The sequence below is a fragment of the Terriglobus saanensis SP1PR4 genome (assembly GCF_000179915.2).
In the GTDB taxonomy this organism is placed as follows: Bacteria; Acidobacteriota; Terriglobia; order Terriglobales; family Acidobacteriaceae; genus Terriglobus; species Terriglobus saanensis.
Genome location: NC_014963.1, coordinates 2,642,189 through 2,666,125, shown reverse-complemented (window position 1 = coordinate 2,666,125; position 23,937 = coordinate 2,642,189). Strand labels below are relative to the sequence as shown.

The 23,937-nt window shown below is 57.6% G+C and carries 22 protein-coding genes and 1 riboswitch; of the genes, 10 read left to right on the top strand and 12 right to left on the bottom strand.

Annotated features, from left to right (window positions below; genetic code table 11):
* Positions 1 to 55 precede the first annotated feature (55 nt).
* From lpxB to ACIPR4_RS10985, 4 genes are all read right to left on the bottom strand, one after another.
* Positions 56 to 1,237, bottom strand: a complete 1,182-nt coding sequence (gene lpxB, locus ACIPR4_RS11000) for a lipid-A-disaccharide synthase (RefSeq protein WP_245536519.1) — start codon at positions 1,235 to 1,237, stop codon at positions 56 to 58.
* A gap of 62 nt (positions 1,238 to 1,299) precedes the next feature.
* The gene (locus tag ACIPR4_RS10995; protein WP_013568742.1) at positions 1,300 to 2,367 is read right to left on the bottom strand and encodes an inorganic phosphate transporter; all 1,068 of its coding nucleotides are present in this window, start codon (positions 2,365 to 2,367) and stop codon (positions 1,300 to 1,302) included.
* 15 nt (positions 2,368 to 2,382) lie between these two features.
* A complete protein-coding gene (locus tag ACIPR4_RS10990) occupies positions 2,383 to 3,006 on the bottom strand; it encodes a DUF47 domain-containing protein (RefSeq protein WP_041586046.1) in 624 nt (207 codons plus the stop codon).
* Positions 3,007 to 3,129: 123 nt separating this feature from the next.
* Positions 3,130 to 5,100 (bottom strand): ABC transporter ATP-binding protein, encoded by a 1,971-nt coding sequence (locus tag ACIPR4_RS10985; RefSeq protein WP_013568740.1) that lies wholly within the window; start codon positions 5,098 to 5,100, stop codon positions 3,130 to 3,132.
* Between the two features lie 37 nt (positions 5,101 to 5,137).
* Between ACIPR4_RS10985 and hemW the strand changes: the two genes are divergently transcribed.
* The 5 genes from hemW (at position 5,138) to ACIPR4_RS10960 (ending at position 11,672) form a co-directional block, all read left to right on the top strand.
* Positions 5,138 to 6,289: a radical SAM family heme chaperone HemW gene (gene hemW, locus ACIPR4_RS10980; RefSeq protein ID WP_013568739.1), complete on the top strand. Its 1,152-nt coding sequence runs from the start codon at positions 5,138 to 5,140 to the stop codon at positions 6,287 to 6,289.
* A gap of 5 nt (positions 6,290 to 6,294) precedes the next feature.
* Positions 6,295 to 7,320: a threonine aldolase family protein gene (locus ACIPR4_RS10975; protein WP_041586045.1), complete on the top strand. Its 1,026-nt coding sequence runs from the start codon at positions 6,295 to 6,297 to the stop codon at positions 7,318 to 7,320.
* 62 nt (positions 7,321 to 7,382) lie between these two features.
* A riboswitch (cobalamin riboswitch) is annotated at positions 7,383 to 7,606 on the top strand.
* A gap of 37 nt (positions 7,607 to 7,643) precedes the next feature.
* Positions 7,644 to 10,112, top strand: a complete 2,469-nt coding sequence (locus tag ACIPR4_RS10970) for a TonB-dependent receptor (protein ID WP_013568737.1) — start codon at positions 7,644 to 7,646, stop codon at positions 10,110 to 10,112.
* A gap of 129 nt (positions 10,113 to 10,241) precedes the next feature.
* Entirely contained in the window at positions 10,242 to 10,706 is a 465-nt protein-coding gene (locus ACIPR4_RS10965) for a low affinity iron permease family protein (RefSeq protein ID WP_013568736.1), read from the top strand.
* A gap of 48 nt (positions 10,707 to 10,754) precedes the next feature.
* Positions 10,755 to 11,672: a hypothetical protein gene (locus ACIPR4_RS10960; protein WP_013568735.1), complete on the top strand. Its 918-nt coding sequence runs from the start codon at positions 10,755 to 10,757 to the stop codon at positions 11,670 to 11,672.
* A 3-nt stretch (positions 11,673 to 11,675) separates the two neighbouring features.
* Here ACIPR4_RS10960 and ACIPR4_RS10955 read toward each other — a convergent pair whose 3' ends face one another.
* The 6 genes from ACIPR4_RS10955 to ACIPR4_RS10930 form a co-directional block, all read right to left on the bottom strand.
* Positions 11,676 to 11,876, bottom strand: coding sequence for a hypothetical protein (locus ACIPR4_RS10955; RefSeq protein ID WP_013568734.1), 201 nt, complete (start codon positions 11,874 to 11,876; stop codon positions 11,676 to 11,678).
* Between the two features lie 94 nt (positions 11,877 to 11,970).
* A complete protein-coding gene (locus ACIPR4_RS10950) occupies positions 11,971 to 12,480 on the bottom strand; it encodes a DUF4142 domain-containing protein (protein WP_041586044.1) in 510 nt (169 codons plus the stop codon).
* 262 nt (positions 12,481 to 12,742) lie between these two features.
* On the bottom strand, positions 12,743 to 13,279 hold the full coding sequence (locus ACIPR4_RS10945) for a DinB family protein (protein WP_013568732.1): 537 nt from the start codon (positions 13,277 to 13,279) through the stop codon (positions 12,743 to 12,745).
* A 107-nt stretch (positions 13,280 to 13,386) separates the two neighbouring features.
* Positions 13,387 to 14,634, bottom strand: a complete 1,248-nt coding sequence (locus tag ACIPR4_RS10940; protein WP_013568731.1) for a ComEC/Rec2 family competence protein — start codon at positions 14,632 to 14,634, stop codon at positions 13,387 to 13,389.
* Positions 14,635 to 14,745: 111 nt separating this feature from the next.
* Positions 14,746 to 16,419 (bottom strand): chaperonin GroEL, encoded by a 1,674-nt coding sequence (gene groL, locus ACIPR4_RS10935; protein WP_013568730.1) that lies wholly within the window; start codon positions 16,417 to 16,419, stop codon positions 14,746 to 14,748.
* A gap of 60 nt (positions 16,420 to 16,479) precedes the next feature.
* Positions 16,480 to 16,776, bottom strand: a complete 297-nt coding sequence (locus tag ACIPR4_RS10930; RefSeq protein WP_013568729.1) for a co-chaperone GroES — start codon at positions 16,774 to 16,776, stop codon at positions 16,480 to 16,482.
* Positions 16,777 to 17,012: 236 nt separating this feature from the next.
* Here ACIPR4_RS10930 and ACIPR4_RS10925 point away from each other — a divergent pair, with 236 nt between their 5' ends.
* The gene (locus ACIPR4_RS10925) at positions 17,013 to 17,519 is read left to right on the top strand and encodes a carboxypeptidase-like regulatory domain-containing protein (RefSeq protein ID WP_187290160.1); all 507 of its coding nucleotides are present in this window, start codon (positions 17,013 to 17,015) and stop codon (positions 17,517 to 17,519) included.
* Between the two features lie 5 nt (positions 17,520 to 17,524).
* Positions 17,525 to 18,259, top strand: coding sequence for an SDR family NAD(P)-dependent oxidoreductase (locus tag ACIPR4_RS10920; protein ID WP_013568727.1), 735 nt, complete (start codon positions 17,525 to 17,527; stop codon positions 18,257 to 18,259).
* Here the strand turns inward: ACIPR4_RS10920 and ACIPR4_RS10915 are convergent.
* Entirely contained in the window at positions 18,256 to 19,056 is an 801-nt protein-coding gene (locus ACIPR4_RS10915; protein WP_013568726.1) for a tyrosine-protein phosphatase, read from the bottom strand. The genes ACIPR4_RS10920 and ACIPR4_RS10915 overlap by 4 nt on opposite strands.
* A gap of 5 nt (positions 19,057 to 19,061) precedes the next feature.
* On the bottom strand, positions 19,062 to 19,757 hold the full coding sequence (purQ, locus tag ACIPR4_RS10910; protein WP_013568725.1) for a phosphoribosylformylglycinamidine synthase subunit PurQ: 696 nt from the start codon (positions 19,755 to 19,757) through the stop codon (positions 19,062 to 19,064).
* Between the two features lie 138 nt (positions 19,758 to 19,895).
* Here purQ and ACIPR4_RS22935 point away from each other — a divergent pair, with 138 nt between their 5' ends.
* The 3 genes from ACIPR4_RS22935 (at position 19,896) to ACIPR4_RS10895 (ending at position 23,921) form a co-directional block, all read left to right on the top strand.
* Positions 19,896 to 20,495 (top strand): hypothetical protein, encoded by a 600-nt coding sequence (locus ACIPR4_RS22935; RefSeq protein WP_245536307.1) that lies wholly within the window; start codon positions 19,896 to 19,898, stop codon positions 20,493 to 20,495.
* Positions 20,496 to 20,739: 244 nt separating this feature from the next.
* Positions 20,740 to 21,069 (top strand): PadR family transcriptional regulator, encoded by a 330-nt coding sequence (locus ACIPR4_RS10900; protein WP_222829221.1) that lies wholly within the window; start codon positions 20,740 to 20,742, stop codon positions 21,067 to 21,069.
* An 8-nt stretch (positions 21,070 to 21,077) separates the two neighbouring features.
* Positions 21,078 to 23,921, top strand: coding sequence for an ABC transporter permease (locus ACIPR4_RS10895; protein WP_013568722.1), 2,844 nt, complete (start codon positions 21,078 to 21,080; stop codon positions 23,919 to 23,921).
* The last annotated feature ends 16 nt before the right edge of the window (positions 23,922 to 23,937 follow it).

The following is a 23,937-nucleotide window of genomic DNA, read 5'->3' as shown; positions in this document are numbered from 1 at the left end:
TTAGACGCAGAAGACGGCGTTGCGGGTGAGGAAGTTGGGGTGGCTTCGAGGCGATTCATGAGCGGATTCCGAGCGCCTGGAGGACGGCGTCTTTGAGTTGACCAATGGCCGTGGTGTTGTTGGCAGGTTTCATTAATTTGCGGAGAGAAGCAAGGTCAGCTATCTGCGCTGCGCGTTCCGGGGAATCTTCAAGTAATAGATTAAGTATTTTTTTGATTTCGATAGCATCAGAATGATTCTGAAGGAGTTCAGGGACAATGCGTTTGCCGGCGATGAGGTTTGGCATCGCGATGGGAAGATTGCCGTACTGGTCTTTTGGGGCCGGGATCTCAGCAGGATATCGGATGAGGCGCTTGGCTACCCGGAAGGTAAGATCGCTGACGCGGTAGACGACGAGGAATGGATTGCCGATGAGTGCGGCCTGGACCGTCGCTGTTCCTGAGGCCACAACCGAAGCGCGGGCATGGTGCAAGGCGGCTCGGGCATCATGAACCAGGGTGAAGCTTGTTTTACCTTGAGGTGTCCTGAGTGATTCAAGGTATGCGGCAAACTCGGATCGTTGAAGGGTGGCCGCGATGGGGAGAATGAATTCGACATTCGGCGGATACTGCTGAGCCGCTTCGACCATCGCCGGAAGGTTTGCCCGAACTTCTTTCCAGCGGGATCCGGGGAGAAGCGCCACCCACTGCTTTGCTGGATCGAGACTGTTCCGTTCCGCATATTCTTCCCGCGTAACCGTGGGCAGCGGCAGATCCGCCAAAGGATGGCCTGTGAAGGTCGCATCGACGCCTCGATTGCGATAGAACTCCTGCTCAAAAGGGAAGATTACGAACATTTTAGAGACCCGCTGCTGAACCCACCTCAGGCGGGAGCGTTTCCAGGCCCACAGTTGTGGGGAGACAAACCAGAGGACCGGAACGCCAGCGCGATGAAGGTGTTTGGCGAGACGGAAGTTGACGTCGGGGAAGTCGATGAGGACGGCTACGTCTGGCTTGTTGATTTTGATCTCGGCGACAAGGCGGCGGTACGAGCGATAGATGTGGGGGATGTGGCGGAGGATCTCGGTGATGCCCATGACGGCAACATCTTCCGCCCGTATGGTGCGCTGCTGACCCGTCTGCTCCATCTCCGTGCCGCCGAGGCCTGTGTAGCCGGCCTCGGGGAGAGCGTCCTTGAGCGCGGTGATGAGTTGAGCGCCGTAGTGGTCTCCGGAGGCTTCGCCTGCGGAGAGGAAGATCGTCGGTTTGGGCTTCGTAGCGATGTGCGTAGTTTAGCTGGTCGTCTGAACGAAGGCTAACTCTAGTGTATCGGTGCGCCGCCACCAATGAAGCGTTCGATGCCCAAGTGAACGACTGCGTAGAAGAAAGCGCCTACAAGGCCTGCGCCCGGGAAAGTGAGAATCCAACCGTAGATGATGCGGCGGGCCCAGATCCAGCGGACGGCATGCAGACCGCGCGTCGCGCCGACGCCGGAGATGGCTCCGCCGATGGCGTGCGTCGTGGAAATCGGCACCTTCGCAAAGGTGGCCAGGGCAATGGTGACCGCAGCGGAGAGTTCCGAGGCGAAGCCATCGATGGGGCGGAGATGTGGCGTGATGCGCGATCCCATCGTGCGCACGATCTTCCATCCGCCGATCATCGTTCCGGCGGCGATGCAGGCGTGGCAGGAGAGGATGATCCAGATGGAGATCTCATGCGTGCGGCCAAAGAGACGGGTATGACCGAGGGCGTAGTTGCCGTAGCCGGTGGATACCAGCAGGGCCACGATAATGCCCATGGTCTTCTGCGCGTCGTTCGTCCCGTGTCCCAGAGAATAGGCGCCCGCAGAGACGAGCTGCAGGCGGCGGAAGAGTTTGGATGCCTTGTCCCGGTGCATCCGGAAGCTGCTCCACGCCACGATATGCATGAGGATGTAGCCAAGCACCATGCCAATGAGCGGCGAAAGGAGCAGGAACGCGAGGATCGGGATCCATCCCTTGATCAGGATGGCGTGCCAGCCGGCTTTGGCGATGGCCGCTCCGGCAAGCGCAGAGATAATCGCATGCGAGCTGGAGGTGGGAAGGGCAAGATACCAAGTGATGAGGTTCCACGTGATCGCACCCAGCAGGCCACCCAGCACAATATAGAGGTTCATGATGCGGGGATCGATGATGGTGGAACTGATCGTATGCGCCACACCGGTGCCGAAGAGGAAGGCGGCGATGAAGTTGAAGCTCGCTGCCCAGATCACGGCCTTCGTGGGCGTGAGCACACGTGTGGTGACGATCGTTGCAATGGAGTTGGCGGCATCATGGACACCGTTGAGAAAGTCAAAGCCGAGGGCGATGACCACTGTAATGACGACGAGGGCTAAAGGCGCGGCGTGCATGATTGCTCGTTTGTCCTAGTCGTTTTTCAGGAGAATGCGTTCCACGGTGCGGCCGAGACGGTCACAACGGTCGATGCCATCCATCATGAGATCGTGAACTTCACGCTTCTGCATCACGGCGATCGGATCTGCCTGGTCGATGTACACCTCGGTCAGAAACTGGTCACGATGCTGCCGCGCTGTCTCTTCGAGACGACCGATCTCGTCCAGGTTGGCACGAAGGGCGGAAAGCTTGGGGGCGGAACGCAGGAGATTGATGGTCGCCGAGATCTCGCGGGCCATACTATCGAGCGCAGAGACGTGCCAACGCAGGGAAGGATGCATATCTTCCAGTTTGTACAGCTCCAGCCGACGCCCAGCAGTCGCAACGGCAGCGATGGTCTTGTAAAGCTCGGTGGCGAGCTGCAGAATGTCTTCGCGATCGAAGGGCGTAATGAACGCCGTGTCGAGATGCAGAAGGCAGACGCGCTGGACCTGGTGCGCGATGTGGCGGTTCTCTTCCATGCTTTGCACGCAGCCATTCATTCCGGGCCACTGGTCCATGCAGGAGGAAAGAGAAGCAGTAACGCTGGTAAGGCACTGACCCAATTGTTCGAAATCGTCGAAGAAGCTTTTGTCCTTCGGCATGCGGTTGAACACGAGGAATATCTCTCTTTCGGTATTACAGATATCTCTGCTTCCGGTGCAAGGATAGCGTACCCCGTTGCGGATTTACGTGTCGAAATCAACCAATGCAGTAAATAAGTTACAGAAAAGTAATTCTTACGCGATTTGCGCGGTTATCGGCTCGGTTGGTTCGGCTTCCTGCTCCTGGTACTGCAGTTGATACAGCTTCCAGTAGAGGCCGCGTGCGGCAAGAAGCTGGTTGTGGGTGCCGGACTCGCGGAGCTGGCCCTTGTGCATGACGAGGATCGTGTCCGCACGTTGGATGGTAGAGAGGCGATGCGCGATGACGATGGACGTGCGGCCGGTAATCATGCGGTCCAGCGCCAGACGGACGCGAAGCTCGGTCTCGGTGTCGACCGAAGAGGTGGCTTCGTCGAGAATGAGCACGGCGGGCCGGTGCGCAAGTGCGCGGGCAAAGCTGATGAGCTGCTTTTGGCCGGTGGAGAGGGTTGCGCCGCGTTCGTGCATTGGTTCGGCGAACTGCAAGGGAAGCGTGCGGATGAAGTCGCCGATGTTGACCTCGTCCGCTGCGTGCTCCACCTCTTCGTCGGTAATGGAGGTGGTGCCGAGGCGGATGTTGTCGGCGACCGTGCCGGTAAAAAGGGTCGAGTCCTGCAGAACCACGCCAAAGCGCTTGCGCAGCTTATTGAGGTCCTGCTGACGAACGTCTACGCCGTCGATGAGGATGCTGCCGTGCTGGATATCGTAGAAGCGCATCATGAGCCCGGTAATCGTGGTTTTACCCGCGCCGGTGTGGCCTACGATGGCTGCCGTCTGGTCGGGAGCCACGGTGAAGGAGACATTGCGGAGAATCCACTCAATGCCGTGCTCGTGCGCGAGTTCGGATTCCGTTGCGGATGCGAGGCGAGCGGCTGTGGCTTCATCCAGCCTCTGATAGGTAAACCAGACGTTGCGGAACTCAATACTGCCGGAGAGGTCGCCTGCAACGGGAAGAGCGGGAGACGTAATCTGCGCGGGCGTATCGATGAGCTTGAAGACCCGCTCTGAAGCAGCCATCGCTGCTTGCAGGATGTTGTACTTTTCGCTGAGGTCCTGAATGGGACGGAAGAAGCGCTGCGCATACTGCATGAAGGCGATCAGTACGCCGAGGGTAACGGTGCCGCCGAGGATCTGGGTCTCGTGGAAGATGGCATGTCCACCGCGCCAGACGACGAGCGCAATCGCGATGGAGCTGAGAAGTTCGACCGCCGGGTAATAGAGAGAGTAGGCCTGCACCTGGTCGACGAAGGCATCGCGGTGGGCGGCGTTAATGTCCTTGAAGTCGTTATAGGCACGCTGCTCGCGATTGAAGAGTTGCACGACAGACATGCCGGAGACATGCTCCTGCGTGAAGGAGTTGATCTGTGCGATGGCTGTGCGGATGCGGCGGTAGCTTTCGCGCACCGAGATGCGGAAGAGGCGCGTGGCGTACATGATGAGCGGCAGGACCGAGAGCGTGAGGATCGCGAGAGGCCAGCTCATCTTCAGCATGATGATCACAATGAAGAGCAGGACGAAGACATCTTCAAAGATGGCGAGTACGCCAGAGGTGAACATCTCGTTAAGCGCGTCCACATCGGATGTGACGCGGGTAACGAGGCGGCCTACGGGATTGTGGTCGAAGAAGGCGACATCCATGCGCTGCAGATGACGGAAGATCTGCTTGCGCAGGTCGAACATAATGCGCTGGCCGGTCCACTGCATCAGGTAGGTTTGCACAAACTCCAGACCGTAAGAGAGAGAGAGGGAGCCGAGGAAAAGGGCGGCGCACTCGGCCACGCCGGTGAGCGGCGTCGTGGAAAGATGGCGGGCCAGCCAAGATGGATTTGCCGGGCGCTGCGCGGACATGTAGTTGTCCACAGCGACTTTAATGAGAAAGGGGCCCATTACGTCGGAGCAGGCTTTGAGCAGAATAGCGACAGCGGAAAGAGCAGTCGCTGCCTTATAAGGACGCAGGTAGGTAAGCAGGCGGCGCATGAGGCGACCGTCGTAGGCCTTACCGAGGACGTCATCCTCCGGCGTGGCGACTTTCTTCTTCTTTTTTGTATCCTGCGGCTTTTCTGGCATGTATCAGTTGATTTTAGATGCGTGGGAGAATAGGAGGGTGCGGGATTCGCTCGGTGTGTATCTTTCAGTGCCGTTTTGCAAGGCAAAGTGCAGTTTCTGCAACTTTGCCTCGGACGCGTTTGCGCCGGAACGGATGGACGGATACGTCGCCCGGCTGTGTGCAGAGATCCGCTCCGCACGGCAGATCGCTGCGGAACGAGGCGTAGTCGTCCCGCAGACTGTGGATTCCGTTTACTTCGGCGGCGGAACGCCAAGCCTTCTTGGTGTGGACAAATTCGAGGAGATATTTGCAGCATTGCGCGGCGAGTTTGATGTCGTCACAAATGCCGAGATAACGATGGAGTGCGCCCCCGGACAGATCGCCGAGACAAGTTTGCAGGCGGCGATGCGGCTGGGAGTTTCTCGCGTTTCGCTGGGCGTACAGAGTTTTGTGGATCGGGAGTCGGCAGCAGTAGGTCGGCTGCATACCGGGATTCAGTGCGAGAACGAGATTGCCCGGCTGAGGTCGCTGGGTCTGGATGTCGGGTTCGACCTGATCTGCGGTCTGCCGCACCAGACGTGCGAAAGCTGGCGCGAATCGCTGCGAAGGGCTGTCGCCACGGGCGCGCATCATGTGAGCGTCTACATGCTGGAGGTCGATGAAGACTCTCGCCTGGGGCGTGAACTGATCGGGCCGGGTGTGCGTTATGGCGCGGGTATGGTTCCCGACGACGGCGCGGTGGCGGAAATGTATCTCGAAGCCTGCGATGTGCTGGCTGAGGGCGGACTGGCACAGTACGAGATCTCAAACTTTGCCCGCGAAGACCACCAGTCGAGACACAACCGGAAGTACTGGGAGCGCGCTCCTTATCTGGGTTTTGGCCTGGATGCGCATTCTATGTTGCCGGATGAGCAGGGCAGAGCGGCCCGTTTTTCGAATGGCGATGAACTGGACGCGTATCTCAGTGAGGCGGATCCTGTGTCCGTGGAACGTGTTGAAGATGCTGAGGCTTTTGAAGAGAAGGTCTTTCTCGGGCTGCGTTTGAACGAGGGTGTCGAGGCTGCGCTCCTTGCGGATGTGCATGGTGCGGTGGATGAGATGGTGCAGGGTGGGCTGATGTGGTCTGCAAACGGGCGTTTTGGGCTGACTGCGCGTGGACGCGTGGTGAGTTCCAGCGTCTTTGGTGAACTTTTGGCGGTGCCGGCTTGAAGGAGATGCGAGTGATTGACCTGCGGAGCGATACGGTGACGAAGCCGACAGAGAAGATGCGTGCGGCGATGGCTTCAGCCGAAGTTGGGGACGACGTCTACGGAGAAGACCCGACGGTGAACCGTTTGGAAGCGCGGGCGGCAGAGGTCTTTGGCCGCGAAGCTGCAATCTTTGTGCCCACCGGATCGATGGGAAACCAGATCGCTATGCGTCTGCATACGCAGCCTGGAACTGAAACGATCTGCGAGGCTCGCGCGCATGTTCTGGATTGGGAGATGGGAACGGCGGCTGCATTTTCAGGTTGCCAGTTGCGCGCGGTACCTGCGGAGCGCGGCATTCTGACGTGGGGTGACATCGCGCCGAAGATCTCGCCGAAGATTTATTACAAAGCACAGACCTCGCTGATCTGGCTGGAGAACACGCACAACATGGCGGGCGGTACGGTGACGCCGCTGGCGGTGATGGAAGAGGTTTGGTACGGCGCGCAGAAGGCGGGCCTGAAGACGCATCTCGACGGCGCGCGTGTCTTTAACGCGGCGGCTGCGTTGGGCGAAGACGTTGCGGTTTTGACCAAGGGCTTCGATACCGTGATGTTCTGTCTCTCCAAGGGACTCGGAGCTCCTGTGGGATCGATGCTGGTGGGGTCGCGTGAGCTGACGGATCGCGCGCGGGTTGTGCGCAAGGCGCTGGGCGGTGGCATGCGCCAGACGGGCATCCTCGCAGCGGCAGGGTTGATCGCTTTGGAAGAGATGCCCACTCGTCTGAGCGAGGATCATGCCCATGCACGTCTGCTGGCAGAGACGATTGCGCATCATCCGCATTGCAAGGTGGGTCTTGAGGATGTGCAGACGAACATTGTCTTCATCACCATTAAAACCGGTAAAGCGGCGGAGCTGGTGGCAGGGATGAAGGAGCGCGGCGTGCTCGCGAGTGCTATCGGGGCCGACTCCGTCAGGCTGGTCACTCACTATGATGTTTCGCGGGCGGACTGCGTGTATGCGGCCAAGGTGATGATGGAGCTGCTTGACTAGCAGGCTGTCGGCTTACAATAGGCTATCGTTTGCATTGGTAGACGTACTTCCGCGCAGTGAGGATCACTACGTGCTTTTTCATTTGTTACTGCAGAGGAATGCATTGGGAAGCGCGGTGAGAATCCGCCACTGCCCCGCAACTGTAAGCGCACCATGGTCCCATGGGCCGGAACGGTTTTCGCAATCGAGGAAGCTTCGCACTGTGGCTCAGGGCCGCGGGAAGGGAAGCGGTCCAGATATCGTTGCAGCCGGGCGCGTAAGTCAGGAGACCGATTCCACTGCTGACACCAGCCACACTCCCGAGGGGGAGTGGAGGAGCAGATATGTTCTATGATTCAGGCCAGATTTTTGCCGGTATCCGTACGCAAGTTCGAACGTGCGCGTTGGGCGGTTTTGCAGCAATTCTTTTCACGTCCAGCCTTAATGCTGTCGTAGTGCGCGGCGACGTGCGCGATCCGCTGGGACGACCGATAGGGTTGGCGAAGATCCAGTTGCTACAGGGACACTTGGTAGTTGCTTCAGGGACCTCTAACGAGGACGGCAGTTATGAGATTCGCAGCGCGGGTTCGGGACGGTTTGTCCTGCTGACCGGTGCCGCAGGATATGCCACCAATGTGGCGCAGCCTTTCTACGGAGGCGATCTGGATGTCGTCACCAACCACCTGACGCTGGGCTTCCGTGCGGTTGAGGAGCAGGTAACCGTCACTGCGACAGGTTTGCCTACGCCGATGGAGCAATCCAGCGCGAGCGTAAATCTGATCTCGTCTGCGGACCTGGCAACGCGCGAAGGCGTGGTGAACGAGCTGCGGTTGCAGCCTGGGGTGAGCGTCGTCCAAACAGGCCAGAATGGCGGTCAGACCTCGCTCTTTGTACGCGGTGGAACGTCCGACGGCAACAAGGTGATGGTTGATGGCATACCGGCGGATGATGTGGGTGGACGGTTCGATTTCGGCATCCTGTCTTCGACCGCAGTGAACGGCCTGGAGATCCACCGAGGACCGGACAGTGTTCTCTACGGATCGGACGCGATCTCGTCCGTTGTGAGCTTCAATATCCCGCACGGTGTCACTCCGGCGCCAGTGTTGAACTACACAGGAGACGCGGGCAACTTTCATACCTATCGCAATGAAGCCGAGTTGAGTGGGGCGTATCGCAAGATCGATTACTACACGGCGTTTTCGCGCTTCGACAGCTCGAACGCTCTGCCGATGGATCGCTTTCACGTGACGACTGCTGCGGCGAATCTTGGATACAGCCTGAATGGTTCCACACAGCTTCGCGGCACAGTGCGGCGCGGTGTATCCGCATCGGGTCTCCCCGGAGCGTTTGATTTTGCAGGGATCGTGGCGGCGGGGAAACAGGCCGACGAGCAGACCTTCTTTGGCGGAACGATCGACAACATCTATCGCGGCAACTGGCACAATGTGCTGCGATATTTTGGATCGCGCAAAGATGAACAGGCTACAAACTTTTTCCCGGTGGGTGAGGCTGTTAGTGGCGCTTTTGGAGATACGTATTACGGCAACACCGTAACGATTCGTGGCGCCAACGGAACAAGCGGAACGGGACGTGCGGCGATTGCTTTTGGCGGGACGTATCCCCAGCCATCAGATTCAGCGAACAATCGCGACGGGATGCAGTACCAGACGGATTATCACTTCACTCCACATCTTTCGGCTTACGGAAGCTTCCGCTACGAGGACGAGCGTGGGACGTATCACAATCCCGCCAATTTCCTGGACCAGAGTGCACGCCGCCGTAACTACGACTACAACGTGCAGTTACAGGGCGATGTTTTGAACCGTGTGTTTTTCACTCTGGGCGGAGCGATCCAGAAGAACTACCTCTACGGCACAGAAGCGACGCCGCGCTTCGGTCTTGCTGGCTACCCTGTACGTCCGGGGTCTGGATGGTTCCATGGAACGAAGCTGCGTTTCAACTTCTCGAAGGGTGTGCAGGAGCCAAACCTCTCCACGCAACTCTCCTCATTGTATGTACTACTTCAGCAGGCTGGCCTTACCATTCCGGGCGTCAGTCCCATCGGTGCGCAACGGCTCCGCACCTACGAGGGAGGAGTGGACCAGAGCATCTATGGAAGTAAGTTGATGTTGAAGTTCAACTACTTTCATAACGAGTTCGGCAGACAGATTGAATTTGTGGGCTCTTCGGATATCCAGCAGTACTTCGGTATCTCTGTACCTTCTGGCGTTGCCAATTACTTTGGCGCTTATCTCAACTCGCTCGACTTCAGCGCGCAGGGTATCGAGACGGAGCTGGAATGGCGCGCCAGTCGGCACTTTTTTGCACGCGGCGGTTACACCTACCTCGACTCGAACGTGCAGAAAAGCTTTTCCAGCGACGTAACAGCGGAGCTTGGTGGATTTCCGACAACCAACCCAAACTATCCCGGGATCGCCATCGGCAGCAGTTCGCCGCTCGTTGGGCAGAGGCCCTTTCGACGTGCGCCGCAGACGGGATACTTTGTGGTGCAGTACACCGCGACCAAGTTCACTGCCGCGGTCAAAAGCGCGTTTTCTTCGCGGTCGGATGATTCGACGTTCCTGTCTTTCTCCGACTTCAACGGAGGCAATACGCTGCTGCTTCCGAACCGCAATCTGGACTTCGGCTATCAGAACATCGACGCTAATGTGACCTACCAGATCACGTCGAAGTTCTCCGTGTTTACGCAGATGAATAACCTGCTGGGACAGCAGCATATGGGCCCGATCGGTTATCCCTCCCTGCCGTTCAACTTCCGCACAGGCCTGAAGGTCAGGCTCGGCGGTGGATAGGATGAGCATTCTCTGACGACAACAGCCTGGCATTTTGCCGGGCTGTTTTGTGCCTGCAGGAGTGCATACGCCGCAGACACAACTGCGAGACTGCAGGGGGCGTCTCATCTTTTGTCCCCGAGGGAAACCATGGAACCGAAGCGCAAAGAAGCATTGAAGGGCAATACAGACCACTTCGGCCACTTTGCCGCAGTCACGGCAACGTACCTGGGATCCAGATGGGCGTTTGCTGGCGCGATTGGTGTCATCGTCTTATGGGCCGCGACTGGACCTGTCTACCATTACTCCGATACGTGGCAGCTCATCATCAATACCGGAACGACTATTGTGACGTTCCTGATGGTGTTCCTGATCCAGAACACGCAGAACCGCGACGCGCGCGCCATGAACCTAAAGCTGGATGAGTTGATCTGCTCGATCGACGCGGCGAAGAACCAGATGATCAATATCGAGCACCTTTCGGACAGCGAACTGGACGATCTGACCAATCGCTACGAGCAGGTACGTTCCCAGGCTATGAAGCGGCTTGGAAACAAGGCGGTCGACGAGGTGGATGAGGACGTAGAAGAGAAAATCTCTCGAACCGCCAAGTAGTAGATTCGATAGACCGTGGGAAGCGTCTAATGAGATAGAGGTTTTTTCATGGTTCGTATACTGCGTACTCTTGGATTTGGTATTTCTCTTTTGTGTGCGGCAAGTGCCGTTGCGCAGGAAGAAGGTCTGCAGCCCACGCAGGCCATTGTTCGTGTGGTGGGTGGAAGTAGCCCCGTCAGTAAAGACGACCTTCAGATCAAGGTAAACGGGCATGGCGTTCCCGTAACGCGTGTGCGGCCCGTTCTGGGTGCAAATGGGCACGTAGAGATCGCGCTCCTGATCGACGATGGTCTGCGCGGGAACTTCGCGAACAATCTGAGCGAAGTTCAAAGATTTGTTCTGTCGCTTCCACCCAATGTAGCGATCGGCGTCGGCTACATGCAGAACGGACGCGTTATCTTCTCGCACGGTTTTTCCGTGGAGCACGAGGAGGCGGTCAAGGCGATTCGCCTTCCCTTTGGACAGGCCGGCATTAGCGGCAGTCCGTACTTCTGCCTCTCCGACCTGGCAAAAAGCTGGCCCACGAACACTGGAGCGCCGCGCGTCGTGGTGATGATCACCAACGGCATTGATCCCTATAACGGTTCTGTGAGCCCGATGAACCAGAACAGCCCCTATGTCGACACCGCCATCCATGATGCGCAGGAGCACGGCCTGACCGTCTATGCCATTCCGTGGAATAACCGCGACTTCGGCGGTTTGGGTCTCGGCTCGTTCAGCGGACAGAACTATCTCAGCGATGTCGTCACGAGCACAGGCGGCGAGTTGCTGGGACAGGGAACGATCAATCCGCCCTCGATCCGGCCCATGCTCGACAAGTTCATGGCCGATCTGGGAGAGAGCTTCCTGATCAGCTTTGACGCTCCTGCAAACAAGCGGCTTCTGGACCTGAAGGTCACTGCGAAGGTCCACGGAACCAAGGTCAGCGCTCCCAAGGCGATCCGTGCAGGGAACGCAGCGCAGTAGTGGCTAACTGTCTTTGCGGTAGAGAAGATTGCGCATCGCCTCGCGGCGGGCCTGGTTTGCTTCCTTGTCCACCTTGTCTTTGGCGGCGGCCTCCGGGGCTTCCGGGGCGCTGCACTCGGGGCAGCGGTTGGCGAAACCGGGCTTATCGGGCTTCAGTTCAAACTCTTCGGAGCAGACGGCGCAAACTTTGATCGGAAAAGGCATACCTGTCTATGGTAGCGGATAGGATTTCATCTGGTGAAATATGAACGGGGCAGCGTCAAGCTGCCCCGTTCTCTTGCTGCAAAAGACCGTTGCGTTAGAGCTTCTTCTTCAAGTCGTAGGCCATATTCTTGTGCGCAGCCACGATCGTCTTACCTTTCAAAACCGCAGTGCGAAATTTGACGTCTTTCGTGTCCTTGGCTTCGCTGGTGAAGGCGCTGAGAGCCTTGGAATGATCCGAAACCATCTGGTCCATGTATTCCTTGTCGAAGTCGTTGCCGGAGAGCTTACTCAGCTTGTTAAGCTCCTTCTGGTGGTCGGAGTCCGCTTCCACGGGAGGATTCAATCCCCAGGAGGTCGCGAAGGGCGCCATGCTCTCAGACATCTTGGTGTGCTCCATCACCATGTGCTGGGCGAAGGTTTTGACAGCAGGATTAGTGGCCTTTTGTTCTGCGAGTTCGCTGAGCGTGATCTCGTTCTTGTCCGACTGAGCAGCCATGGCCAAAAACTTCTTGTCATCTTCGGTAGCGGCAAAAGCTTTGGTGGGAACCAAGGCAACGGTGCCAGCGATTGCTGCGCAACACATCAGTTTGTTGATCGTCTTCATGTCGTCCTCCAAGTGGCGCATGTGTTTCTGTTTCGTGTGGTTGGAGGCGGAGGAGAAGACGAGAGTTGCAACGCCATTTCGCGATATAGCTGTCTGGAGTGCAACGGTGAAATCCGGGTGCCCCGTACATCGCGCTTTTTGATGTGCGGGAGGGATGCTCGTCCCGTCTGGGATTGGGATGGAACGGAAGTCTAAGAGGGGTCGCTTTGCGCCAATACCCACATGCACGATGAAGCTACTCATATGGGCACCTATCGATGGCTCAGCGATCAGTGGGGCTGCACTTGAGAACACCGAGGTAGGCGCTCCATGGCCCAACGGCATCACGGTGTTGGTAGGCAAGGGTTCTGGAGATCTGGTGAAGATGAGTCATGTCATGGGTGACCCATGTGGCGAGAAGCTGGGAGAGTGTGACCGAGCCAAAGGCGGGATGGGTTCCGCGGCGTTCGAGGTCTTCGGGTTGCAGATCCCAGGAGCGAAGTTCGGCAAGGTTCGCTGCGCGGAGGTCTGCAAATTCTTCAAGGAGATCGTCCAATGATTTCTGAGGGGCGTTGAGGTGTGCCGCACGGTTGAAGGCTGGGAAGGGAAGGCTCTCCCCGTGTTCGAGGATGATCTTCGCGCGGGCGAGCCAGTCGGTCTGCTCGCCGTGGACGAGATGGCCGATGACTTCGGCTACCGTCCATGTGCCTTCGCCCTCGTTGCGGTGGGTCCACGCTTCGGGGAGGTCGTGGAGGAGGGTGGATAGGGCGGCGGGGGTGTTGGTTAAAAGAGCGATGGTTTGGTGGAGATTTTGGGGCATGCTTTATGTGTCTCCGTAGGAAATAGAGTATAGCTCTGTACTTAAATCCATTTGGTCGAGACCCAAGCATGGGCGATGAAGCTGCGCATTGGGTACCCGATTCAGAATTACGAGATATACGGGCGGAACGACGCGGTTACCGTATCGCTCTCGTCGGTATTCGCAAGTATATGAACCGTGAAGTTGAGGCCACCCGGTTCCACGCGGAGAACGATGTGACCTTCTCGTGAAGCGAGATTGTCCGTCCGTTTATTTGCGATCCGATTCTCAGCCTTCACCGTCGTCGCGAAGACATCCCGTTTGCCTGGATAGAGCGTTTTGGAAAAGAGATTGTTCAGAACATTTACCGTCGGATGTGCCGAATCCCAACTCTCAATGACAAAGACTTTCGGTTGAAGCGCATGGACAAATCTTTCACCATTCGCATTGAAATATCCATGGTGATTGGCGACCGCTACGCTTACAGGTCCACAGACTTCTGCCGCAGGAGATTCGACATCCCGCCAGGGATCGCGTCCGAAGTTTGTCTCCGAAGTCAGGTCGCCTCCAGTGTAGTAGCTGAACTTGCCATAGCGCATTCGTATGGCGCACGAGCATGCGTTCTCTGACGGGAATTCTTCTGTTTTCAATCGTGTAAGTTCGGGGAAGAGCTTTTGCGTTGCTTCACCTTTTCCCGTCCAGACTTCACCGTTCGCTGCCAGATTTCGCACTTCGAAATCGGGATGCTTTCCAGGATCCAGCAGGCTAAATTGGTCGTTCGCACCCACCCGGAAACGCTCGACTTTTCTTCCGGCTTGTACTTCGGAGTTCAGAAAGGCGCGGTAGTTCTTTTGGAAATCTTGCTCCGCCGGAATTGGATAAGAGAAGTCAGGCAAGGCACGATCCACATACCGGGCAATGGGTAGGATTGCAGCCACATCGCTGACGCCGGTGAGGTGGTGAGTTCCTTGACTGGAGGGAGGGCACTGAGGAGAAAGGTACCCGATGTGATCTCCGTGGAGATGGGTTGCAAGAAAGGTGTCGATTCCTTTCAGTCCCGCTGCGTCCAGTCGGCGCTTCGCATATCGGCCAAGCCACTCTCCCGGACGGTGCGCGGAGGATGGACGCGTTTCACTGAGATAAGGAGTTTCTCCATAGATAGCGCCTGCATCCACCATCATGGTGGAGCCGTCCGGCAGGATAAAGAGTGCAGAGTTTCCCCGCTGGGTAGCGATGTGATGGATTTCCAAAACGCCCGGCGTCCAGCGGGGCAGAGGTGTTGCCAAGGTCGACTGTCCGAACAAGAGGTGTTGCTTGCTGGTGACAGCGATTGAGGAGACCAGGGATGTGGCGATAAAGCGGCGTCTGGAGATCATGTGCACTTTTACCACTCGTTTGCGGATTCATAAACCAGGAAAGCCCCGGATTTCTCCGGGGCTTTCAGTTGTTGCCTTTGCGCGAAGCGCGTATCGCCCTCCGCGGAGGAGTTAGTACATGCCGTCCATGCCGCCGCCACCATGCTGGTGACCGCCGCCGCCTGCAGGGGCCTTCTCCGGGATCTCGGAGATCATGGCTTCGGTGGTGAGCATCAGGCCTGCGATGGAAGCCGCGTTCTGCAGAGCAGTGCGCGTTACCTTCGTCGGATCGATGACACCGGCCGCTACGAGGTCTTCGTACTTGCCGCTGCCGGCGTTGTAGCCGAAGTTCGTGTCCTTGCTCTCGAGGATCTTGCCGATCACGACAGCGCCTTCTTCTCCGGCGTTGTGCACGATCATGCGAAGGGGCTCTTCGATAGCGCGGCGGATGATGCTGGCGCCGATCTTCTCGTCGCCTTCGAGGGTCTTGATGAGAGCGTCGACGTCGGCAGCAGCGCGGATAAGGGCTACGCCTCCTCCGGGTACGATACCTTCTTCAACAGCCGCACGGGTTGCGTGCATGGCATCTTCGACGCGAGCCTTCTTTTCCTTCATCTCGGTTTCGGTAGCTGCACCGACCTTGATGACGGCAACGCCGCCGACGAGCTTGGCGAGACGCTCCTGGAGCTTCTCACGATCGTAGTCGGACGAGGTCTTCTCAACCTGCGAACGGATTTCGCGCACGCGGCCTTCGATTTCGGAGTCCTTACCAGCACCGTCGATGATGGTGGTGTTGTCCTTGTCGATGGTGACGCGCTTGGCGGTGCCGAGGTCCTCGATCTTGACGGACTCCAGCTTGATACCGAGGTCTTCGGTGATGGCCTTGCCGCCGGTGAGAATCGCGATATCGCCGAGCATTGCCTTGCGACGGTCGCCAAAGCCAGGAGCCTTGACTGCCGCTACGTTCAGCGTGCCGCGCAGCTTGTTGACGACGAGGGTGGCGAGAGCTTCGCCATCGACATCTTCAGCAATGATCACGAGGGGCTTGCCGGTGCGAGCGATCTGCTCGAGCAAGGGAAGCAGGTCCTTCATGGACGAGATCTTCTTCTCGTAAATGAGGATGTAGGGATCTTCGAGGGCTGCTTCCATACGCTCTGCATCGGTGACGAAGTAGGGCGAGAGGTAGCCGCGATCGAACTGCATGCCTTCGACGACGTCGAGCTGCGTCTCCATGGTCTTTGCTTCTTCCACGGTGATGACGCCGTCCTTGCCGACCTTCTTCATCGCTTCCGCGATGATGGTGCCGATCTGCGCGTCCGAGTTTGCCGAGATGGTTCCGACCTGGGCGATCATATCGCCGGAGACGGGCTTGGAGAACTTGGAGAGAGCGCCGCCGGTGACGATGCCGTTCTCATCGCGCTTGCCGATGATGGCTTCTACAGCCTTGTCGATGCCGCGCTTGAGCTGCATTGGGTTTGCACCCGCTGCAACGGTCTTCACGCCCTCGCGGAAGATGGCCTGTGCGAGTACGGTGGCGGTGGTGGTACCGTCGCCAGCAACGTCAGAGGTCTTGGAAGCGACTTCCTTGACCATCTGTGCGCCCATGTTTTCGAGAGGATCCGCGAGTTCTACTTCCTTGGCGACAGTTACGCCGTCCTTGGTGATCGTCGGAGAACCGAACTTCTTCTCGATGACGACGTTGCGGCCCTTGGGTCCGAGAGTCACCTTTACGGCGTCGGCGAGCTTGTTGACGCCGCGCAGAATTGCCTGGCGAGAGTCTTCGCCGTGCAGAATAGTTTTTGCCATGATGCTATCTCCATTGCTCTATCGTGAGAGCGAAATCTGAATGTGGTGCAGGTGGCGAAATTAAGCCTTGAGGATTCCGAGGACTTCTTCCTCGCGCATGATGAGGAGTTCTTCGCCGTCAAGCTTGATCTCGGTGCCGGAGTATTTGCCGAAGAGGATGGTATCGCCCGCCTTGACATCGAGGGGGAAGGTCTTGCCTTCGTCGTTGGACTTGCCCTTGCCGACGGAGATTACAGTGCCCTGCTGGGGCTTCTCTTTAGCGGAGTCGGGGATGATGATGCCGCCACGCAGCGTCTCGCCCTCTTCGACGCGACGGACCAGGATGCGGTCGTGCAGCGGTGTAAATGTGGATGCCATTGCTTTGGTTCTCCTTGGTAGATCGTTTGGGGCGAGAGTTAGCACTCCTGCCTTCCGATTGCTAAGTTAGACCACAGCCGGAAGCGTGTCAAGGCTCCCAGGTGAAATCTGAGTGAATTTGGCTCAGGTTTGTCGTCTAGCGCCTGAGGGGTCTGAAAGAGTAGACTTTTGACATGCTTTCGCACAGATTCAGGGTTTTTTTTGCGTCACTTTCGCTCGTTTTTTTCACGTTGGCCATGTCTTCGCAGGACGATACGAAGAACCGTGGAAGAAAGTACAAGGCGCCGCCGGAGACCTCTCATATTGAAGTTACAGTGTTGCGCGATGCCTCCGGAAAGCCGATTCCGAATGCTGCGGTGATCCTGCGTCCGTCCAAAGATGGGCGCGAAATCGGCAGCATGGAGCTGAAGACCGGGCCGGATGGCAAGGCTTCCATCGACATCATCCCGACGGGTTCGGTGGTGGGGATTCAGGTCATCGCGACCGGATTTTCTACGCATGGCGGACAGTTTGACGTGGCATCGACGACGCGTAACGTGACCGTCCGTATGCTGCGTCCCAAGGCGCAGGTTTCGACCTACGAGACAGACGGAAGCGGAGAAAATCGCGCTGCGGGCGTTCAGGAGCCTGTAAAGCATCCCAATGCGACGGCTCCCAAGGTTCTGGCACCGACCGATCCGGTGATTCAGCTTCCGAGCAAGTCTGCAGACGACAGCGCGACGCCTCCTGCGCCGAAGCAGTAGGACGCATGGCCCTGGAATCGTTTGCAGGGAAGCGCGCCCTGGTCACGGGAGGCGCTCGGGGTCTGGGGCGCACGTTCGCGGTGGCCCTGGCGTATGCGGGTTACTCGGTAGGCATCACGTATCGAAGCTCTCCTGAAGACGCAGACCGCACGCTGGCCGAGCTTGCCGATGCGGGTGCGGTGAATGTTGGGGTGCGTTGCGATCTGCGCGATCCTGAGGCAGTCTCCGCTGCGGTGGAGGAGATCGCGACCGATCTGGGTGGGCTCGACCTGCTCGTAAATAACGCCGGGATGTTCGAGACCTCGGCTCTGGAAGAGATCACGACAGAGCAGTGGGATGCGGTCTTCGAGACCAATACACGTGCTCCGTTCCTGGTTGCGAAAGCAGCTTATCCATACCTGAAGGCTTCGCACGGGCGCATCGTGAATATCGGCTCCCTTGGAGGGATTCATCCGTGGGCGACGCATGCGCATTACTGCACTAGCAAGGCGGCGCTCCACATGTTGAGCCAGACGATGGCGAAGGCGTGGGCTCCGGAGATCAGTGTGAACTGCATCGCTCCGGGGATGATTGTGAAGGGCGATGCTCCAGATCCCGCCTATCAGCGTTTCGCAGACAAGACGCCGATGCAGAGGAACGGTACGGCAGAGGATGTGGTGGAAGCGTTGCTGTTTTTTGCCACGGGGCCGCACTTCATCACGGGGCAGTTGCTGGCAGTGGACGGTGGTTTAGGGCTCTAAGAGTCGCTGCCGAAGATCCGCCTCCACCAGGATTTTGGCTCGAGGTCTTCATGAAGATGCAGGGCCTCCGGCTGTTCACCTAGAGGCTGGCCTTCGAATGCGGCGAGCGGATTCTCGAGGAAGAGACGGCGGGCAGTCTCTTCTCCCCGGCGCTTTGCAACGGTGGCGTAGGCGGGGCTGAGACGCGGATTACGACGTCCGACGCTGTGTGCATCGCTGGCGACGAAATGAACCCAATTGTTATCCAGCAGAAGATTAGAGATACGATGCGCGACTTTGCCGAAGTCGCCTGTGACGGAGTTTGCCGTGACCTGCAGAAGCAGACCGCCCTGCAGCCAGCTCTTCAGTGGCTCCAGGCTGCTTTGCAGCGTCGCGTTGCGCTCCGGGTGTGTGAGCACGGGAGTCAGTCCGGCAACACGGAGGCTGTAGAGGACCTCTTCAAGGTTGCGAGGAATCCCGTGATCCGGCAGTTCGAGCATGAGGTAACCCTTGCCGTTGATGGAAAACTTTGCCGGGTCTGCCTTGGCCTCTTCGATGTTTTCAAAGAGGAGATGAAAGTCGGAGCCGAGGCCAAGCGTGATTTTTTCTCGCACGCGATCTGGTAGAGCTTCGCGAACCTGCTGAAGCAGAAGTTCGTGCGAGGGACGATGGTATTCGTAGGCATTGTTCGCGTGAGGGGTGGCGACGATGTGGGTGACACCATCTTCTACTGCCATCTCCACCATGGCGACGGAGAGTTCGATGTCGACTGGTCCGTCATCGACCCCAGGCAGTAGATGATGGTGAATATCGACCATTGAACCTACCGGAGAACGCTGGAAGAGAGCAGCGCCTGGAAGAGTTTAAGACCGTCGGCGGAGCCAAGGATCGACTCGCTGGAGCGATCGGGATGGGGCATCATGCCAAGCACGTTGCGGCCTTCGGAGAGAATGCCTGCAATGTTTTCGAGCGATCCATTCGGATTTGCTGGTGCGATGATTTCACCTGCGGGTGTGCTGTAACGGAAGGCGATGCGGTCCTGACTCTTGAGCTGAGCGAGCGTGGCCTCGTCACAGAAGTAGTTGCCCTCCATGTGACCGATTGGCATCTGCAGCACTTCGTGTTCTTTCAGTGGATGCGTAAAGAGGGAATTGTTGGTCTCAGTGCGCAGGTGGACCTGTTTGCAGATGTAGTGCTGCCCCGCGTTGCGCATGAGAGCGCCGGGGAGCAGACCGCTTTCGCAAAGAATCTGGAAGCCATTGCAGATACCAAGGACGGGGCCGCCAGCATCCGCGAATTTTTTTACGGAGCCCATGATGGGTGCAAAGCGTGCAAGTGCGCCGGTGCGGAGGTAGTCGCCGTAGGCGAAACCCCCGGGGACGAGGATAGCGTCCACATTCTGGAGATCTTCGGAGGCATGCCAGAGAAAGGTCACGGGCTGCTCAAGGAGACTCTCGATGACATTGAAGGTGTCGTGATCGCAATTGGAACCGGGGAAGACTAATACGCCAAACTTCATACCTTAAGGTTAGCAGATCAACAGAAATCGATTACTTTTCAAACCGATGTGTCTTTATGGCGTGGCGCAGGCGACCTAAAACGCCTCATGTACCTCTTACTCAACTGTGAGGTACGTGAAATGAAGTGGAATCGTGGATTGAGCAAAGTACTTCTGACACTTTTTGCCGGTGTGATGCTGGCATTGCTGACTGCGCCAAAGAGTGAGGCGCAAGTTTCCGTGGGCATCAATCTTGGTGGTGGTGGAATCGCGCCGGCTTGCCCTTACGGGTATTACGACTATGCGCCCTATCAATGCTCTCCCTATGGCTACTATGGCCCGGAATGGTTCAACAATGGGATCTTTTTCGGAGCGGGCCCCTGGTTTCGCGGACCGCGTGGCTTCTATGGCCATGTGAACCGCAGCTATGATCCGCGCTTTGGATATCGCGGCGGATTTCCTGGTCGCGGAGCAGCGGGTTATTACCATGGTGGTGACATTCACGGATTCCGTGGAAACCAGATGCGGGACGGCGTCGGCCATGCTGCTCGTGGTGGCTTCGGTGGTTCGCAGGGTGGCCGGGGTAATGCTCAGGCCTTTCATGGTGGCGGTGGCGGCGGACGTCCTCAGGGCGGCGGTGGTGGTCAGTTCCATGGCGGCGGCGGTGGAGGACAGCAACACGGTGGAGGAGGCGGCGGCCAATCTCACGGTGGTGGCGGTGGTGGGCAATCGCACGGCGGCGGTGGAGGACATCGCTAACGTGGGCTGAATTCCAGCTCTATATGGAAGGAATAACGGAACGGGACGAACTCAGATGAGTTCGTCCCGTTTTGTTTGTGGAGCGTGTTCGCGGTGTTTCGGAAGATGTATTTGGAAGTCTTCTGAGATTGGTTGTGCGCTCCGCGCGACCTCACCCTTTCGCAAAAAGCCGCGAAAGAATGGGGCAAAGCCGTCCCATCTTTTCCATTGACATCCTACCCATAGTTTATCTATGGTTGCGGGCATGGCGAAGAAACAAGAATTATTGCCGGGAACATTGCATCTGCTCATTCTCAAAACGCTGAGCCGCGAGCCGATGCACGGCTACGGCATTGCGCTGTCGATCAAGCGGATTACCGACGATGTGCTGACTGTGGAAGAGGGATCGCTTTATCCCGCACTGCAGCGTCTTTTGCTGCAGGGATGGGTGAAGGCTGAGTGGAAGATGACGGAGACGAATCGTCGTGCACGCTACTACACGCTTACGCCGACGGGGGCGAAGCAGCTTGGCGTTGAGCTTTCCCAATTTCAACAGATGATCGCAGCGATTGGCCGAGTGTTGCAGGACGCTTAGGAGGCGAGATGGCTCTACTTTCGCGATTCTTCAAAAAGATAAGGACTCTCATCGGGCGTGAACGCTTCCACAGAGAGCTGGAAGAAGAGATGGCGTTCCATCGCGAGTTGGCGGAAGAAGAGATGGTGGGCCGTGGTGTTCCGCCAAGTCAGGCGCGATATGCGGCGAAGCGAAGCTTTGGGAATGAGACACGGCTTCGTGAGCAGAGCCATGAAGTGATGGGATTTCGCCTGGAGAGCGTTCTGCGTGATGTTCGTTTCGGACTTCGTGCCCTTGCGAAGAGTCCAGGGTTCACAGCTGTAGCCGTAATCTCACTTGCGCTGGGGATTGGAGCGAACACAGCGATCTTTTCTCTGATCGATCAGTTGCTCCTACAGAGGCTTCCAGTGCGCGACCCGCAACAGCTGGTTAGCTTTGGCAATGCGGAGAACGGGGGCGTAGCGGGTGGGATCGATCTAGGCCAGTTTGGATTGTTTCCGTGGTATTTCGCGCGGCAGTTGGAAGTGAATCCGGGACCTTTTCAGGGGATCGCTTCTTTCAGAAGCTTCACCGACAAGGTAAGTGTGCAGAGGCCGTCGAGCGCGAATGGACACTTAGATGAAAACTCTTCCGCGCTTCTGGTCCCGACAAACCTCGTCTCAGGGAATTACTTCAATGTAATCGGAGCGCGACCACTACTGGGCCGCACGATTACGTCTGCGGATGCAGCCACTTCTGGAAGTGGGGCGGTGGTCGTTTTGAGTTATCACTTCTGGGAGGATTCGCTCTCTGGAGATACGGACGTAATCGGTAAGTCACTTCGCGTGAATGGAACTCCGCTGACCGTGATCGGTGTGATGCCGAAGTCGTTTCAAGGAATCAAGTTGGAGCTGGAACCGACGGCCTTCTGGATTCCGGTCACGATGCAACCCGTGGTTTTGCGGGAACCTTCTTTGCTGACGCTACAGTCTGGTCTCTACTTTTTGCATGTGTTCGGACGGTTGAGTGCGCAAGCTGCAAGGGATAAAGGTGCGCTTGCACAAAGCCAACTGTGGCTGGACCAGCAGATCCACGCGGCAGTGCGGACGAGTGAAGGGACGAAGCTGACTACGGAACGGGAGCAGGAGATCAATCACGAATCGGTCCCGTTGCTGACCGCAATGCACGGTGTCTCTTCCGTTCGCAGCGAGTATGGTCAGTCGCTTCAGATCCTGATGGCTGTGGTTGGGCTGGTGTTGTTAATCGCGTGCGCGAATCTAGCCAACTTCTTGTTGGCGCGTGGCGCAGCCCGACAGCGCGAGATCGCCACGCGACTTGCCCTGGGGTCCAGCCGTGGGCGCATTGTGCGGCAGAGCCTGATTGAGACGCTTCTGCTCTCATTCGCTGGAGGAGCTTTGGGCATTGGTCTCGCCTTTGCCATCACGCGGTCTTTGATTGCGTTTGTCGGGCGAGGTGAGACGACGCTGGTGCTGAGTCCTGTTCCGGATGCTCCGGTGCTGTTCTTTACGTTTGCCGTTTCGATTGTGACGGCTCTGCTCTTTGGACTTGCGCCAGCACTTGCGTCGGCACGCGGTGGCACGAGTAGCGCGCTGAACAGCAATACACGAACGGCGCAGGGAAGCGAAGGACGTTCCGCGCGTCTGTGGCCCAGGGTACTGGTGACTGTGCAGGTGATGTTGTCTCTCGTGCTGCTGGTGGGCGCTGGCTTATTTCTACGCACTTTGAGGAATCTGCAACACCAGGATTATGGATTTGAGCGAGACCATCTGCTTGTGGCTGATTTCAATGCCAAGCTTGCCGGGTATCAGCCGAGTCAAACGTCGGCTCTGCATCAGCGGTTGCTGGAGCGTGTGAGTGCGCTTCCGGGTGTGCGGTCCGCTGCGCTTGCTGCAACGCCTCCGATCAGCCGGAGCGAGTGGAGTTCTTCCATTACGATTTCCGGCTATTCTCCAGCGCCGAAGGAGAATATGGGTTCAGTTTTGAATCGGGTGTCTGGAAGATACTTTGAGACGGCTGGAATCGCAGTAGTGGCTGGACGCGGCATTACATCAGAAGACTCCGCCACGAGTATGAAAGTCGCGGTAGTGAACGAGGCGCTTGCCAAGCGATTTTTCCCTAAGGGCGATGCGATAGGCCGATCGCTCGGGATCGATATGGGTTCGGAGAAAGGGCCGTGGCAGATCGTCGGAGTGGTACGAGATACACGATCCAGACACCCACGCACTGTGGATGCGATCCGCATGACATATATCCCTCTGGAGCAGATCGAGCCAACTATCCCGGCTGATCCTGGTGCTCGGGCGGATACACCCCCGGAGCCGAACCAGAATCGATTTGCCAACACGCTTTTGGTCCGGACGACAGGTGATCCTGCGAAGACGATTGCGGACCTTCGCGCCGCTGTGTCGGCGGTGGATCCGAACCTGCCTCTGCTCAGGGTGACGACGATGGAGGGGCAGATCTCCGGATTGATTACGCATGATGAATTGATCTCGACGTTGACCGGAGTGTTTTCGTTGCTTGCGCTGTTGCTCGCCGCGATCGGGTTGTATGGCGTGATGAGCTACAACGTTGTGCGGAGGACGAACGAGATCGGGATTCGTCTGGCGCTGGGCGCGCAGACGCCGGTGGTGCGGTGGATGATTCTGCGCGAAGCTCTGCTTCTGCTTGCGCTGGGTGTCTGTCTGGGAATGCCACTGGCCTTCGCTGCAAGCTCGTTTGTGAGACAACAACTCTTCGGTGTAGGGCCGGTGGATCGAGCGACGTTTGCGGTTGCGATTGCCGTAGTGGGCGGAATGACGTTGTTTGCGGCCTGGTTGCCAGCGCGTCGCGCAAGCAAGGTCGATCCGATGGTGGCTCTTCGGTTTGAGTAAAGACGTATGGAGGAAG